The 14,770-nt window shown below is 40.6% G+C and carries 15 protein-coding genes; 2 read left to right on the plus strand and 13 right to left on the minus strand.

Features of this window, described 5'->3' with window-relative positions:
* Nucleotides 1–10: 10 nt before the first annotated feature.
* The 8 genes from ACP5NR_RS04880 to ACP5NR_RS04915 are packed head-to-tail and all read right to left on the minus strand — an operon-like array spanning nt 11 to nt 6,491.
* Nucleotides 11–334, minus strand: coding sequence for an RnfABCDGE type electron transport complex subunit B (locus tag ACP5NR_RS04880; RefSeq protein ID WP_428006041.1), 324 nt, complete (start codon nt 332–334; stop codon nt 11–13).
* Nucleotides 335–339: 5 nt separating this feature from the next.
* Nucleotides 340–930, minus strand: a complete 591-nt coding sequence (locus ACP5NR_RS04885) for an electron transport complex protein RnfA (protein WP_428006042.1) — start codon at nt 928–930, stop codon at nt 340–342.
* A complete protein-coding gene (gene rsxE, locus ACP5NR_RS04890; RefSeq protein ID WP_428006043.1) occupies nt 927–1,565 on the minus strand; it encodes an electron transport complex subunit RsxE in 639 nt (212 codons plus the stop codon). Before rsxE ends, ACP5NR_RS04885 begins: the two co-directional genes overlap by 4 nt.
* Entirely contained in the window at nt 1,565–2,284 is a 720-nt protein-coding gene (locus tag ACP5NR_RS04895) for an RnfABCDGE type electron transport complex subunit G (RefSeq protein WP_428006044.1), read from the minus strand. The genes rsxE and ACP5NR_RS04895 overlap by 1 nt, the downstream gene beginning before the upstream one ends.
* Nucleotides 2,277–3,266: an RnfABCDGE type electron transport complex subunit D gene (locus ACP5NR_RS04900; RefSeq protein ID WP_428005450.1), complete on the minus strand. Its 990-nt coding sequence runs from the start codon at nt 3,264–3,266 to the stop codon at nt 2,277–2,279. The genes ACP5NR_RS04895 and ACP5NR_RS04900 overlap by 8 nt, the downstream gene beginning before the upstream one ends.
* Nucleotides 3,267–3,270: 4 nt before the next feature.
* Entirely contained in the window at nt 3,271–4,575 is a 1,305-nt protein-coding gene (gene rsxC, locus ACP5NR_RS04905) for an electron transport complex subunit RsxC (protein ID WP_428005449.1), read from the minus strand.
* Nucleotides 4,576–4,589: 14 nt separating this feature from the next.
* Nucleotides 4,590–5,963 (minus strand): glucose-6-phosphate isomerase, encoded by a 1,374-nt coding sequence (locus tag ACP5NR_RS04910; RefSeq protein ID WP_428005451.1) that lies wholly within the window; start codon nt 5,961–5,963, stop codon nt 4,590–4,592.
* 12 nt (nt 5,964–5,975) lie between these two features.
* Entirely contained in the window at nt 5,976–6,491 is a 516-nt protein-coding gene (locus tag ACP5NR_RS04915) for an adenine phosphoribosyltransferase (RefSeq protein ID WP_428005448.1), read from the minus strand.
* 277 nt (nt 6,492–6,768) lie between these two features.
* On the opposite strand from ACP5NR_RS04915, the gene ACP5NR_RS04920 reads away from it, so the two are divergent.
* Both ACP5NR_RS04920 and ACP5NR_RS04925 read left to right on the plus strand, forming a co-directional pair.
* Nucleotides 6,769–8,082, plus strand: a complete 1,314-nt coding sequence (locus tag ACP5NR_RS04920) for a glutamine synthetase family protein (protein ID WP_428005447.1) — start codon at nt 6,769–6,771, stop codon at nt 8,080–8,082.
* Between the two features lie 293 nt (nt 8,083–8,375).
* Nucleotides 8,376–9,275 carry an aldolase gene (locus ACP5NR_RS04925; RefSeq protein ID WP_428005446.1) on the plus strand — a complete coding sequence of 300 codons (900 nt, stop codon included), beginning with the start codon at nt 8,376–8,378 and terminating at the stop codon, nt 9,273–9,275.
* A 36-nt stretch (nt 9,276–9,311) separates the two neighbouring features.
* On the opposite strand, the gene ACP5NR_RS04930 is transcribed toward ACP5NR_RS04925, so the two are convergent.
* The 5 genes from ACP5NR_RS04930 to ACP5NR_RS04950 form a co-directional block, all read right to left on the minus strand.
* On the minus strand, nt 9,312–10,397 hold the full coding sequence (locus ACP5NR_RS04930) for a M24 family metallopeptidase (RefSeq protein WP_428005445.1): 1,086 nt from the start codon (nt 10,395–10,397) through the stop codon (nt 9,312–9,314).
* On the minus strand, nt 10,394–11,326 hold the full coding sequence (locus tag ACP5NR_RS04935) for an ABC transporter ATP-binding protein (protein WP_428006045.1): 933 nt from the start codon (nt 11,324–11,326) through the stop codon (nt 10,394–10,396). The genes ACP5NR_RS04930 and ACP5NR_RS04935 overlap by 4 nt, the downstream gene beginning before the upstream one ends.
* Before the next feature lie 292 nt (nt 11,327–11,618).
* Nucleotides 11,619–12,344 (minus strand): hypothetical protein, encoded by a 726-nt coding sequence (locus ACP5NR_RS04940; protein ID WP_428006046.1) that lies wholly within the window; start codon nt 12,342–12,344, stop codon nt 11,619–11,621.
* 504 nt (nt 12,345–12,848) lie between these two features.
* Nucleotides 12,849–14,066 carry an ABC transporter permease gene (locus ACP5NR_RS04945; RefSeq protein WP_428006047.1) on the minus strand — a complete coding sequence of 406 codons (1,218 nt, stop codon included), beginning with the start codon at nt 14,064–14,066 and terminating at the stop codon, nt 12,849–12,851.
* Nucleotides 14,067–14,070: 4 nt separating this feature from the next.
* Nucleotides 14,071–14,766: an ABC transporter ATP-binding protein gene (locus ACP5NR_RS04950; RefSeq protein WP_428005441.1), complete on the minus strand. Its 696-nt coding sequence runs from the start codon at nt 14,764–14,766 to the stop codon at nt 14,071–14,073.
* Nucleotides 14,767–14,770 lie beyond the last annotated feature (4 nt).

Raw genomic sequence — 14,770 nt, forward strand, 5'->3', positions numbered from 1 at the left:
ACAGCCTCTTTCAATGAGAGGCTGTTTGTTTTTGTGTATTTGTATTTTCCGAATCACCTTTGGTCATTATCTCTTTTACTTTCTCACCGACTCCACCTTTTCTGCCCGGAACGCAAAGATCGAATGAGGCATGTTGCTCAACTATTGCATGCGCATACGCCGCACATCCTGCGTAACCGCACATACCGCAATTTGCCCCGGGTAAAACCTTGATTATTTCTTTAACTTTAGGATCTTCTTTTACCTCGAATTTTTTCGCGGCCACAGAAAGTGCTAAACCTATTCCAAAACCCATTATTCCAAGTATCAAAATAGAATAAACAAATGTCATCATGTCACTCACGCCTTTATCATACCGTTAAATGCCATGAAACCCATCGAAAGCACAAAAGCCGTTATGAAAGCGGCCGGCATACCTTCAAAAACAGGGGGAAGTTCGTCTATGCTAAGTCTTTCTCTTATAGATGCAAATAGAATTATCGCAAGAGCGTAACCGAGGGCCGAACCGACCGTGTTGAAGATCGTCTGCATGAGATCGTAACTTTGATTGAGATTCAAGAGCACAACACCAAGCACGGCGCAGTTCGTTGTTATCAAAGGTAAGTATATCCCAAGTGCGTTGTAAAGCACAGGATTTGTCTTTTTAACGAAGATCTCTATGAATTGCACAAGTGCCGCTATAACAAGCACAAAGACCAGTATTTGTAAAAATTCCAAATGCCAGGCAATGAGCAAAAGGTTAAGTACCCATGCAGATATGCCCGAAACGACCATGACGAATATAACGGCTATCGACATTCCAACTGCCGTGTCTATCTTTTGAGAAACCCCAAAGAAAGAACACATACCAAGGAATCTTGAAAGTAAAAAGTTGTAAACAAGCATTGCAGAAAACATCAAAGCAAAAAGTTCACCAAAATTTGCATTCATTTGCTTTCATCTCCTTGAACTTTCTTCTGGCTTCTCATCTTTCCTATGTATCTGAAAAGCCCCATATAAAGTCCTATGACTAAAAAGGCCCCCGGAGGAAGTGCCACGACAAAGACGTTGTAAGCCGAAGACCAGATATGATATCCAAAGATCGTACCGGCATCGAAAAGTTCTCTTGTTATTCCTATTAACATTATGGCTCCAAGAAAACCTATGCCCATACCAAGGCCATCAAGAAAAGATTTCCACGGGCCATGTTTGGAGGCAAATGCTTCGGCACGCCCAAGCGGAACGCAGTTGACGACTATCAAAGGTATGTATATTCCAAGACTTACCCACAAACTATAGGTATAACCGTGCATTAAAAGGTTTATCATTGTGACAAATGCTGCTATTATGGATATGTAGACAGGTATTCTTATCTCATTTGGAATGATATTTCTTACAAATGATATAAAAAGATTTGAAATGGCAAGCACGCCAAGCGTGGCCAGTCCCATACCAAGTGCGTTTTCAGCACTTGTCGAAACGGCAAGCACGGGACACATACCTAAAACTTGAACAAATGTCGGATTTTGTTTTATCCATCCAGCCGTTAATACGGCCAAATTAGTTTCGCCATTTTGATTAGCCATCACTTTACCTCCTTTTCAAGGAATTCATACATGGCATTCAATGTGTTTGCAACAGAACGTGGAGTTATCGTCGCTCCGGTCATAACGTCGCTCGTAACGACAATCCCTTCTTTTTTGTAAGTTGAAATTTCAGATTTGTAATTTGATGGCAGCGGGAAAAGATCTGCATCTTTGTTTACTTTTACGACATCTTTGAGACCTGAATTTGGTATATCAAAAAATCTGCTTCTGACATCCGGATCGTTTATCTTTGCGCCAAGGCCCGGTGTTTCAGTTGAATAATCTATCACATCTATGGCATTTTCAAGGAATCCTCCATTTTGTTGCTGGATAAAAGATGCAACGGTTACAACTCTTCCACCAAAACCTATACCGTAACCCGTTAAGACGTAGATGTTGCTTCCGTCCTTTCCTTTAAACAGATATGCTGGAGAAAGCACGTATCCCGGCAATTTGGTGTTAGAGTAAAGCACGCCAGAAGGATTTGATTTCCATATTTTAGCGTTAAGTTCGGCCATCGTTTCAGGTATCTGGCTTTGACTGACAAGCAACTGCCCCGTCGTCTGATCTGTAAGCACAAACTTTATAGCCTCAAACTTGGCGTTCAAGTCAGCCTTGGCAATGGGAGCGTAAGTCATAAGATAAACGCCGGCAAGTATAACTCCTATTACGACCATCACAGTCGTTAAAATTAAAGCAATCTTGATGTGATTAGCCATTTTCTTTCACCGTCCCGAAGACCCTTCTTTTTGTGAACTGGTTTATGAATGGCACAAGTGCATTCATGAGAATTATGGCGAAATTAACACCTTCCGGATACGCACCTATGTATCTTATAAGTACAGTTATAACGCCAGCCCCTATTCCGAAGATCCATTTTCCTCGCGGTGTGACAGGGCTTGTGACCGGATCTGTCGCCATAAAGAGAGCACCTAACATTAAACCGCCAACCATTATCGAAGTTAAAGGATCGTAATAAGCGGAAGGATTGGCCATCCAGAAAATAGCCGATAGCACAAATGTCGTTCCTATATAGGCCACAGGTATTTCATAAGAGACTACCTTTCTCCACCATAAATAAAGGAAACCTATTATCAAAAGTAAAGCACTTGTTTCACCTGCGGAACCAGGAATTATTCCAAGAAATGAAGTCCAGTTCAAACCATGGAAAAGTTGTGTTGCGGCCGCAACACCGTGCAATTTCGCCTCTCCCAAAGGAGTTGCCGTTGTCGCCACATCATACGCCGGCGCCCAGAAGTGAAGCCAGTTAACTTGCGGCCATGTTATCATGGCAACCGGAAAGGAGATGTACATGAAAAGACGTCCAACTAATGCTGGATTGAAAGGGTTGTTACCAATACCTCCGAATATCTCTTTACCTATTATTATCGCAACTAAAATACCCGTGGCCATTGTCCACCATGATATTCCGGCCGGTACGTTGAAAACAAGCAAAAGCGCAGTAACCGAGGCCGAAAGATCCGGAACAAAATCTTTTTTCTTTCTGAAAACCCTCATCACAAAAAATTCCAAAAACTCTGCAAAAGCCATAGCTCCTATTTCCAAAAGCAGCATGTACCATCCCCACATCAAAACTGCCAATATGGCTGCCGGGGTTAAAGCTATCAACACATCCAACATTATCCTTCTTGTCGATATATTATCGTGGATGTGAGGAGCCGGCCCTGTCAAAAGTTTCATCCGATCATCGCCTCCCCAATGTTCTGACGACGAGTTTTGCCGTCTTGAAAGCCTTGACATGATCTATGTTGGCAGGACACACGTAGGCACATGATCCGCATTCTATGCAATCCATAAGATGTGTTTCCTTCATCTCGTTGAACATTTTCTTCTTGAATTGTTTGTAAAGCAGGTAAGGCTCGAGATTTGTCGGACATGCGTCAACACACCTGTAACATCTTATGCAATTTGTCTCTGCGGCTTTTTTCACAATCATTTCGGGTAAAACGGTTATGCCGGAGGTACCTTTGGATATGCCGATATCAAGCGACTCAACTGCCACGCCGGTCATAGGCCCTCCAAGGATAACCCTTTGTGTGTCTTCGGTTGGAGAAGCATAATTCACGAGATCTGACAGAGGAGTGCCTATTCTTGCAAAAACATTTTTAGACGCTTTAACGCCTTCTCCCGTTATGGTTAATCCTCTTTCTATCAAAGGTTCACCATATTCAAGTGCCCTGTAAATGGCCCTTGCTGTGGAGACGTTATCCACGACAACACCCACATCCATCGGCAGACCGCCTGATGGTACCTCTTTTTTTGTTATCGCGTATATGAGATGTTTTTCAGATCCCTGAGGATATTTTGTCGGAAGCACAACGATTTCTATTCCCATAGGATCCCCGGCCTTTTTCATTGCCTCTATGGCATCGGGTTTGTTTTCTTCTATGCCTGCGAATATTTTCGTTGCCCCAATGGCTTTTGCTATTGCAACCCCACCTTTACAGATTTCGTCGGCATACTCGACCATCATGCGATGATCTATCGTAAGATAAGGCTCACATTCTGCTCCATTTAAGATAACGGTATCAACTTTTTTGGAAGGAGCAAGTTTAACATGGGTTGGAAAGGTCGCACCACCAAGTCCAACTATGCCTGCTTCGACGACACGTTTTTTGATCTCATCAGGCGTATAATCGGTATATGGTTTTACAGGATCGAGTTTGATCCATTCATCTGCTTTGGTTTTTTCTATCACAACCATATCCGCCGGTCTTCCAGTAACGGGATGTTTTTCTTTCTTTATTTCCACAACCTTTCCGGTAACCGGAGAATGGAGCGGGACGGAAACAAAACCATCGGCATCGGCAATTCGCTGACCGGTTTTAACCTCGCTTCCTGCCTGAACGATCAACTTTGGTGGATTACCGGCATTCTGGGCAAGAAAGAGATAAAAACGTTTTGATGACTCCATCTTCTCAATTTTGGAATCTTTTGCCAATTTTTTCGTTGGCGGATGGATTCCTCCCTTGAACTTCCAGACTATCAAGATATCTCATCTCCTTAAATTTTGAATATTTTCAAGTTTTTCTTTACATCCTCAATGTGTTGTTTTTGTGCTTCGTAACCTTTTCTGTTCATCAGAGCGTAAGTATTTTGTTTCCCGAGTTCTACGCCAGGTTGATCAAAGGTATTTATGTTGTAGAGAAAACCCATGACAGTTACAAGCAATTCGTAATAGCCAAAAAATCTTCCGATTTCAGTCTCATCTATTGAATCAAAGGAAATGGTAAGATTTGGTCTTCCGTGTTCCAAAAGTGCAAGTGATGTTGCTTCCTGTTCATAATTTATGAGATCCTTCATTTCGTTGTTGCAAAGGTAAGAAAGTTCTTTTCTGTCCTGATGAACGACAGGAATTTTCAAATTTCTTCTGAATGACTCTACTCGCAAAAAAGTTATAACTTTGTCATTTGGGCCTTCCATGTAAAGTTGAACCTGTGAATGTTGATCTATCGTTCCAAGAGATTTTATAGGAGTTTGTCCGGCATTAACCGTTTCTCCAGTCAAAGACTTTTCTTTTCCAAGTGATTCTGCCCATAACTGCCTGTACCAATCGGCAAGCGTGTAAAGTGCGTTTGAATAAGGCATCATGACGGAAATGGATTTGCCACTGCGGGAATAAAGGTAATGAATTGCCGCATTAAGCAATACAGGGTTTTTGAAGGTATCATCCTCGTTTTTGAATCTGTCAACTTCTTCCTGTGCACCATCAAGCATTTTTTTTACGTCAACGCCCGTTGAGGCCCCACTCAAAAGACCAACGGCGGTTAAGACGCTGAATCTTCCGCCAACATTTGAAGGCACCTCAAGTGCCGGAATATTTTCATCTATTGAAATTTTTCTCAGCACGCCTTCATTTGGATCTGTCGTGAAAACAAGATGTTCCCGTGGATCAAGACCGCGTGCCTCAAGAATGCCTCTTACGACGAGGTAATTTGCCATAGTCTCAGAGGTTGAACCGGATTTGCTGACGATGTTGAAGACGCTTTCGGCTGGATCTACGATATCCAAAATTGATGCTATGTGTTCCGGATCAACGTTATCCATCACAAAAAATCTTGGAAATCCATTTCTTTTATCTTTTGGCAAACTGTTCCACATAGGATGAAACAACGCGCCAAAAACAGCCTGATTGCCCAAAGCCGATCCGCCTATGCCGACGAGCACGAAATTCTCAAATTTTTTGCATTTATCTGCTACCTTGAGAATTTGTTCAAGATGTGAAGAATCTTTAAAAACCTTTACAAAGCCTGGAGGATTTTGCCTGAAATTTTCCAAAAAAGCATGAAGCCTGCCCGTAATACCTTTTATGTCTTCGTATTTTATGCCATCAAGCAAATTCTCACCAAGAGCGTTGGTGAAGTCGAATTTCAAAATCAATTCCTCCTTTCAATATGTCAAAAGACTTTTAACATCGTAATTTCTAAGATTTTTTCTTGGTTCAAGGAAAGAGAGTTCACCAAGAAAAGCCATACCACAAACGATGCCTCCCAATTTCTCAACAAGATGTGCCATAGCAAGCGAGGTTCCGCCTGTTGCAAGTATATCATCTATTATGACAACTTTTTCATTAGGATCGATGGCATCAACATGCATTTCGATCTTCGCTTTGGCGTATTCGAGGTAATATTCTTCGTTTACTGTAAAATAAGGTAATTTACCGGGTTTTCTTATCGGAACAAATCCAACCTTTAGATTATACGCTATGGGCGCCGCGAAGATGAATCCTCTTGCTTCAGCCGCGACTATTTTATTTGGACTCCATTCGGCGACAATTTTTGACATTTCTTCAATCGCAAAGGCAAAAGCTTCCGGACTCTTTAAAAGTGGCGTTATATCTTTAAATGCGACTCCATCCTTCGGAAAATTCTGAATGTCCCTTATGTAAGATTTCAAGTCTAACAACGTTTACACTTCCTCCCGATCGAATTTACACATAAAGTATGATATCACAAAAATGGTCTTTGTGATATATACCCATGCGTGTTGACAACATAAGTTTTTTGTGCTATGATTTTTCAAAAGGATTTTTGGAGGCAAAGCATGTTCGTTTTTTCTAAAACAAATAACAATAATAATCCGATCGACACTGGTCGATTGGGTTGATTTTTGATAAAAGAAATTCCCAATAGGCCGGTGAAATAAAATCACCGGCCTTAATTTTTGTATAGGAGGTATGCGGATGAAAGAAGAAGAATTACTTAAAATCATCAAAGAAAAAAATGTAAAGATCGTGAGACTTCAATTTACGGATCTGGATGGTACGCTAAAGCAGGTAAGCGTTCCAACTTCGGATATCAACCGTGTGCTCGATAACAAAGTAATGTTTGATGGTTCTTCCGTTGAGGGTTTTGCGAGAATAAACGAATCAGACATGTATCTGAAACCAGATTTATCAACATTTACTTTAATTCCATGGGAAGATTCAAAAGCGGCAAGGATCATATGTGATGTTATGGAACCAGATGGAAGTAATTGTAAAGAATCTCCAAGGTACATTCTAAAAAAGGTCGTCGATCAGGCACGCCAAATGGGTTTTGATGCCCATGCTGGACCGGAACCCGAATTTTTCATCTTCGAAGGAGATGGCCTTAATCTTAAAAATGCTTTTGTCGATTCCGGAAGTTATTTCGATATGCTGCCTCTAAGCAGAAGCGAACTTGCAAGACGTGAAATAGTTCAAACACTTGAAGAAATGGGATTTCAGGTTGAGGCAGATCATCATGAGGTTTCTCCTTCACAACACGAAATAGATTTCAGATACGCGGATATTTTAACAACCGCAGATAGAGTTCAAACATTTAAACTTGCAGTTAAAACAATAGCGATAAAAAATGGGTTACGTGCAACTTTTATGCCAAAGCCCATAGAAGGTATAAATGGTTCTGGAATGCATGTACATGTAAGTCTTTTTAAAGACGGACAAAATGCTTTTTACGATCCGAGCGGGGAATACCAGTTAAGCGAAACTTTTACACATTTTGTCGCAGGTCTTCTTGAACATTCAAGGGCTATAACGGCCATAACAAATCCGACCGTTAATTCTTACAAAAGGCTTGTCCCCGGCTATGAAGCACCCGTAAATGTTGCGTGGGCAGTAAGCAACAGGTCTGCTCTCGTAAGAATTCCTCAGGCAAGGGGTGAAAGAACAAGGCTTGAGTACAGAAGTCCTGATTCTTCATGCAACGCTTATTTGGCTTTTGCAGTCATTCTCGCCTCCGGACTTGATGGCTTGAAAAGAAATCTTATGCCTCCAAAGCCGATAAATCAAAATATATTCAAAATGAGTGATTCGGAGAAAACAGAAAACAAGATAAAATCTCTTCCTTCAAATCTCATTGAAGCACTCGAACTTTCAAAAAAGGATAAGTTAGTGGTGGAAACCCTTGGAGAAAAAGCCTTTGAGATCTTTTTAAGGATGAAAGAAACGGAATGGAAGAAATTTTCTACGGCAGTTACAGATTGGGAAATAAGAGAATACTTTGAAAATGTTTAAGTATATGCTAAATAGGCAAAATTTAGATCTCGAATCGCAGCGATGGCATGTAGCGTGTGGAAAAAATAGTAACGCGTGATCAGTGAACAGCGGGTGGCTCGTAGCACGTGGAAAAAACAGTGACGCGTAATCTGTAATCATACTGCTCACTTTTCACTGCTCACCGATCACAATTTTATGTCATCCTGCCCTGCGCGATGGTAAATAAGCATTCGGCTTTTAAAGTGAGTATATACACAGTTAGACTTTTAAGGCAAAATTGTTATATAATTTAGCGAAAGGAGTGATCAAGTATGGAAATTAAAGTTCCTCTTGATGTTCCGAAGGATAAACGTATAGAATACACCAAAAATTACGAAGAAATGACGCATGGCATTGGCAGGTTGATGCTTTTTGCCGGAGATCAAAAAGTTGAGCATTTAAACAAAGATTTCTATGGCAAAGGTATATCCATAGACGATGCGGATCCAGAACATCTTTTTAAAATCGCCAGTAAGGCTAAAATCGGGATTTTCGCAACACAACTCGGTCTGATAGCCAGATACGGAATGGATTACAGGGAAGTCCCGTATCTTGTGAAGTTGAATTCGAAGACAAACATCGTTAAAACGGATCAAATGGATCCATTTAGCAACCAATGGATAGATGTCGATCAGGTTGTTAAATTCAAAAAAGAAACGGGGTTAAAGATATTAGCCGTTGGATACACGATATACCCGGGCAGTAAATATGAAGGAGATCTTTTAAGGCAAGCAGCCCAGATTGTGTACAAGGCTCATGAAAATGGTCTTGTCACCGTTATATGGGCATATCCACGCGGAATAGCCGTAACGGATGAACTCGATCCTCATCTCATAGCAGGAGCAACAGGCATAGTTGCAACTCTTGGAAGTGATTTTGTTAAAGTCAACTATCCAGAGGTCAAAGATGGAGGAAATGTGGCAGAATTGTTCAAAGAAGCAGTTATGGCTGCCGGAAGAACAAAGGTTTTGTGTGCAGGTGGGCCAAGTATAGATGTCAAAGCATTTCTTCAAAGGCTTCACGATCAAATCTTCATAAGTGGGGCATCCGGAAATGCAACGGGAAGAAACATTCACCAAAAATCTCTTGACGAAGCCATAAAAATGTGTAATGCAATTTATGATATAACGGTGGAAGGTAAAAGCGTTGATGAAGCGATAAAAGCATTTTAGAAAACAGGCTCTCAGTTGAGAGCCTGTTTTTTTCAATCAAAGTTTTAATATTTGGGGCCTTTTGTAATTTCTTCCATTTATTTGCACATCTTGATAAGGCCATGTGCTGTTTTCATTCACACTGAGAAGTTTCATTCCTGATTCTGTCCTTACGTAAGTATCTTCCAATTTTGTCCCCGTTATGGTCGGGTTCCATGCAAAAGACATTCCGTTTGATATCTCAAATGGCATGTGAGGTGTTGCAACAATTTCACGCGTTTTATATCCTGCGATTCCTCCTTGATGGTGCAATCTCCATTCATCTGGGTAACCATGAGAAGAATAAGATTTCTCTATTTCAAAGAAAACCTGCCCAATTGAATTTGATCTGTACGTTGCATCCAAAATTTCACTTTCAACTTGCATGTTTACCATGTATTGTTTTTCAAACTTTTCGTCCTTTTCGAATTCGATCGTTCTCGTCGAAGAAATTATTAAACCATACATTTTTGCGCATATTGACCCAAAACACCTTTTTCCGATCTTCACGTTCCTCGGAAGATTATGTCTGTAAGTAGTCCTGCTCTCGTCACCAAAAACAAGCACAAGTAAAGAATCGAGACCTTCATTTGCAAGTTCTTGTTCTATAAGTCCTTTCCCCTGGAGTTCTGTCATCTGCGGTGTGATCCTTTTCATAGCCCTTTCAAGTGCAACAGCACTTTTTCTTCCAACCTCAGCATATCTCTGAATTTCATATTCACTTAATTTTATCCTTGAATTGATCAAAAATTCGGCAAATTGTGGATCTGCTTCGAAGAGTATGTTTTGATCGTCTAAAATTTTTCTAATTGCACCGTTGGGATCTGAAAACCATTCAAATTCTATAACTTTTAAATTGCCGGGCAGTTCCTCTTTTTTCAATCTTGCTGCCTCTATATTTTTCGTGATAACGTAAGCATCATCAGCCGTAACAAGCAACCACGCAGAACCCGTTGAATCGGTCAGAGCTATGTAAGATCGCGCTCCAGATGTCAACCACGCGAAATTTTCAACTGACGAGATCACCGCTCCTTTTTTCCCTCGTGAATGTATGTATGATCTCACCTTTTCTATCTTTTTTGTAACATCTTCTTCCCTTGTCAATTTTTATCCCTGCCTTTATCTGTCAATTTTAAGAATATTCTGTCAAAATTTCTGTCCGAAGAGTTTATGGATCTAACCGGAATTTTAGATTCGGAGATGAGTTTTATTATTTTTTCAAGTTCATTCCCGTCCGAATAGAAGAACTTCATCGTGTTTCCAGTCATCTCAAGTTTAATTCCACTTTTATCGAAAAAAGCCTTGTAATTTTTGGAATCATTTTTTTCTACTTCAACGATAAGATCCTTTTGATCTTCTGCCATGATGGAAAGTTCAGCAGGTGCCCCAAAAGCAACAAGTTGCCCAAGATTAAGAATCGCTATTTTTGTCGCCAATTCTTCAACTTCACTGAGAATATGAGTTGTAAATACAATGGTCTTGTTTGAAGCGTTAATCTCTTTCAAAAGTCTCTTAACGGTTAGAGCACTTTTTATGTCGAGTGAAGCCGTTGGTTCATCAAGAAATACAACCTTTGGATCGTTCATCAAAGCACGCACGATGTTGACCCTTTGCTTCATACCGAAGGAAAACTTTCCTACTTTTTTATTTCTCCATTCCCACATTTCAACATCTTTCAAAAGTTTTTCGGCCCTTTTTAGAGCTGTTTCTCTTGATAAATGATACAATTCTCCAAAGAAAACCATATTTTCCATAGCCGTTAACCTATCGTAGAGAATGAAATTCTCAGAAACAACGCCTATCTGCTCTCTGACTTTTTTGGGATATTTCTCTATATCGTATCCAAAAATTTCGACTTTTCCTTCGTAGTGCTTTAAAAGTGTCGTCATTATTTTCAAAAGTGTTGACTTTCCCGCCCCATTTGGACCAAGTATTGCAAGAAATTCACCGCTTTTTATTTCAATGGAAATATCTTTAAGAACATCAAAATCACCGAATCTCTTTTTTAAGTTTTTAACCTGGATATCGTTCAAAAAAATCACATGCCTTTCAACAAATACAAAGATATTATATACTAAATTGTTTTTAAAAGTGAAATGTAAACAGTTAAGAGTGACGCGTGATCGGTAATCAGCAAAACAGCACGTAGCGGGTAGCCGGTAGCATGTGGAATCGCCGGAATCGCCTTTTGTCTTTGACTGCTTACTCGTTAACGATTACGCGTCACAAATTTCTCTAATGTCTGATCCTTAATCTCTGTTTTTTTTTACGTGCCACGAGCTACACGCTACCTGCCATCGCTGCGATTCGGAATTTAAAACTGGTTCAGTATACATGTTTTATGATGCTAACTATGTATCCTAACACTTTGCCAGCAACGCGAATGCTTTCTCTTTTGATCGCGCTGTACGTCAATTCAAATAAAAACGTCAAAAAAACGGCCGAAACGGTGAAAACAAATGGAAGTGAAAGACCATAAACCGTGATTATGATAACTGTGTCAAGAAATAAGAGAATCACGTCTGGAATTTTAGGGTTTTCGTTGGACTTAACCTCAAATTTTTCTATTATGTTATGTATGAATCTTGAAAAAACCTCCACCATGAAAGTCACAAATATAAAAGCAAATATAACCCAGAAATTAGCCCAAAAATCGTTGAGATATCTGGAAACCGTAAATCCCACTATCCACGGAAATCTGGAAAGAATTAAGACAATTGCTACAAAGATCGGACTTGAAGATATAGAAAGAGGCTGATCGTTAAACCTTAAGATCAAGGACAACGACAGCGGAACAATGAAAAGCACAAAAAACAACGCCCCTCCTATGTCGTTAAAGGCAAAAACAAAAATAGTTGAGACCACGATAACTTTTATCCATTCTGAAAATGAACGCTCTCCCGCATAAACAAGAGGAATAAGGCTTAAATAACTTACGACCGTGCCAATTCCAGCGATCAATTGCATGGTATAAATCAAAGCCGTTAAGCCACCAAGGATAGCACCTTCAGATATTTCAGATATTCTTTGCGACTCACGTCTATAATCCAAAGTATCACCTCCAGACATGACGCGATCTTTTTTAATTATACCATCAAAAACATAAAAAAGATTCCGGCCGTCAGGCCGGAACGATTGTTAACGTTGAAAAATATGATTGCAAGTATACTGAACCAACTTTAAAAGCCGAATGCTTATTTACCATCGCACAGGGCAGGATGCCATAAAATTGTGATCGGTGAGCAGTGAAAAGTGAGCAGTATGATTACAGATTACGCGTCACTGTTTCTTCTATATGTCGCCTTTGTCCAGCAACTCTCGCATTCGCCCTTCGGTGTCTGGTCCTCGCAAGTTGCGGAGGCCACCTCGCGGCATCATGCTCTCCGCCCGCTGTCATTCCAGTCGAAGAACTGGAATCGCCTTTTGTCTTTGACTGCTTACTCGTTACCGATTACGCGTCGCTGTTTTTTTTACGTGCCACGAGCTACATGCTACCTGCCATTAGGGGTACCTGCCATCGCTGCGATTCGGAATTTGAATTTTGTTTGGTATATCTCATTCGTACCTTAATGCTTCGACGGGGCTCTTTTTAGAAGCCATATAAGCAGGATACAATCCGAAGAACAAACCTATGGCAACTGATACTCCAAATGAAAGCGCTATGCTTGGCCACGTGATGATTACCATAAGTCCCAACCCGCTTGCAAGATATGTCACTATCATGGCAATGAGGAAACTAAAACCAACTCCTATCGCTCCGGCAACTATGGTTATGAACATACTTTCTACAAGGAATTCTCCCAAAATCCTTCTTCTTGTCGCTCCCATAGCCATTTTGACACCAATCTCTTTTGTTCTTTCGGTAACTGATACAAGCATGATGTTCATTATTCCTATACCACCGACTATCATTGAAATGGCTGCTATAGAAGCAAGCAACAAGGTTAAAACATCTGTTGTCTGACTTACGGTCGACAAAATTTGATTTTGACTTATGACACGATATTGATTGGAGTTTTGAAGTCTCATATAAAGAATGTTGTTGATCTCTGATACCGCATCTAATGCCGTATTTGCAGATTTTGCGGATGCAATTATCTGAGAAACACCACCATTCAGTTGGATTAATCTTGCCGAAGCCGTTGTGTATGGAATCATAAGCATGGTATCCGGGTTAAAAGTGAGTTTACTTCCAGTCTCCTGCAATTCTCCTATTATGGTAAGGGCAACCTTAATATTTCCATTTGTGACGTAGATCGTTTGCCCAACAGGATTTTGATTTCCGAAAAGTGTAGTTGCTATTGTGTTACCTATGACTGCGACGTTGGCGTAATTTTGCTCATCCTGTTGGGTTATGAGCCTTCCATATTGGATTGGAAGTCCAAGAATCGAAAATGTGTCCGGATACGCTCCAAATACGGTGGCCACGGTATTTGTGGCCTGATAAAGGATGTTAAAACTTTTTTGAAGAACAGGCGTTACAGTCCCAACATCGGGTGCCATATTTTGAATGTTTTGAACATCCGTTTCTTGAAGTACACTTGTCAAAACGGATGCAGCCCTTCCACCAAAACCTCCGGAAAAACCAGGTGTTACTATTATGACATTCGATCCCAAAGAAGAAATTCTTGCAGTGACATTTGCAGTTGTACCCGCTCCTATGGCTATTGCAACTATAACCGCTATAACACCAATGACTATTCCAAGCATTGAAAGGAAGGTTCTTACCTTATCTTTTCCCAGAGATCTGAAAGCTTCCATCAAAATTTCCATAATATCACCTTGTCCTCTCGTCGTTTACTATGCTTCCATCCTCTAAAGTTATCGTACGGGTGGCTTCTTCACCTACAAGAGGATCGTGGGTGACTATTATGATCGTCTTTCCAGATTCGTTTAATTTCTTGAATATATCGAGGATTCTTCTCCACTGATTGACCGCAAGGTTGCCGGTGGGCTCATCGGCAAGGATGACAGCCGGATCATTTGCGAGTGATCTTGCTATTGCCACTCTTTGCTGCTGACCGCCTGAAAGTTGATTTGGCCTATGATGCCCTCTTTCTTCCGGTTCCTCGAGTCCAACTATTTTTAAAAGTTCCATAGCCCTTTTTCGCCTTTCTGCTCTTGGAACACCAGCGTAGATCATCGGCAGTTCGATGTTTTCAAGCGCACTCAGATTGCCTATGAGGTTAAAACTTTGAAAGACAAAGCCTATTGTTTTGTTTCTGAATCTTGCGAGTTGAAAATCATTCATGTTCTTGACAGCCGTACCGTTTATTATGATATCACCGTCAGTTGCCCTGTCAAGGCATCCCATTATCTGCAACAAAGTCGATTTTCCACTTCCTGAATGACCCATTATCGCGGTGTAAGATCCCTCTTCTATGGAAAAAGATACGCCCTTTAAAGCCTCTACCTGTATATCTCGCCCCATATCGTATATTTTTTTTACATTTCTCAACTCTAAAAGGGCCATGCCT

Origin of the sequence: Athalassotoga sp. (assembly GCF_049965695.1) — a bacterium.
Lineage (GTDB): Bacteria > Thermotogota > Thermotogae > Mesoaciditogales > Mesoaciditogaceae > Athalassotoga.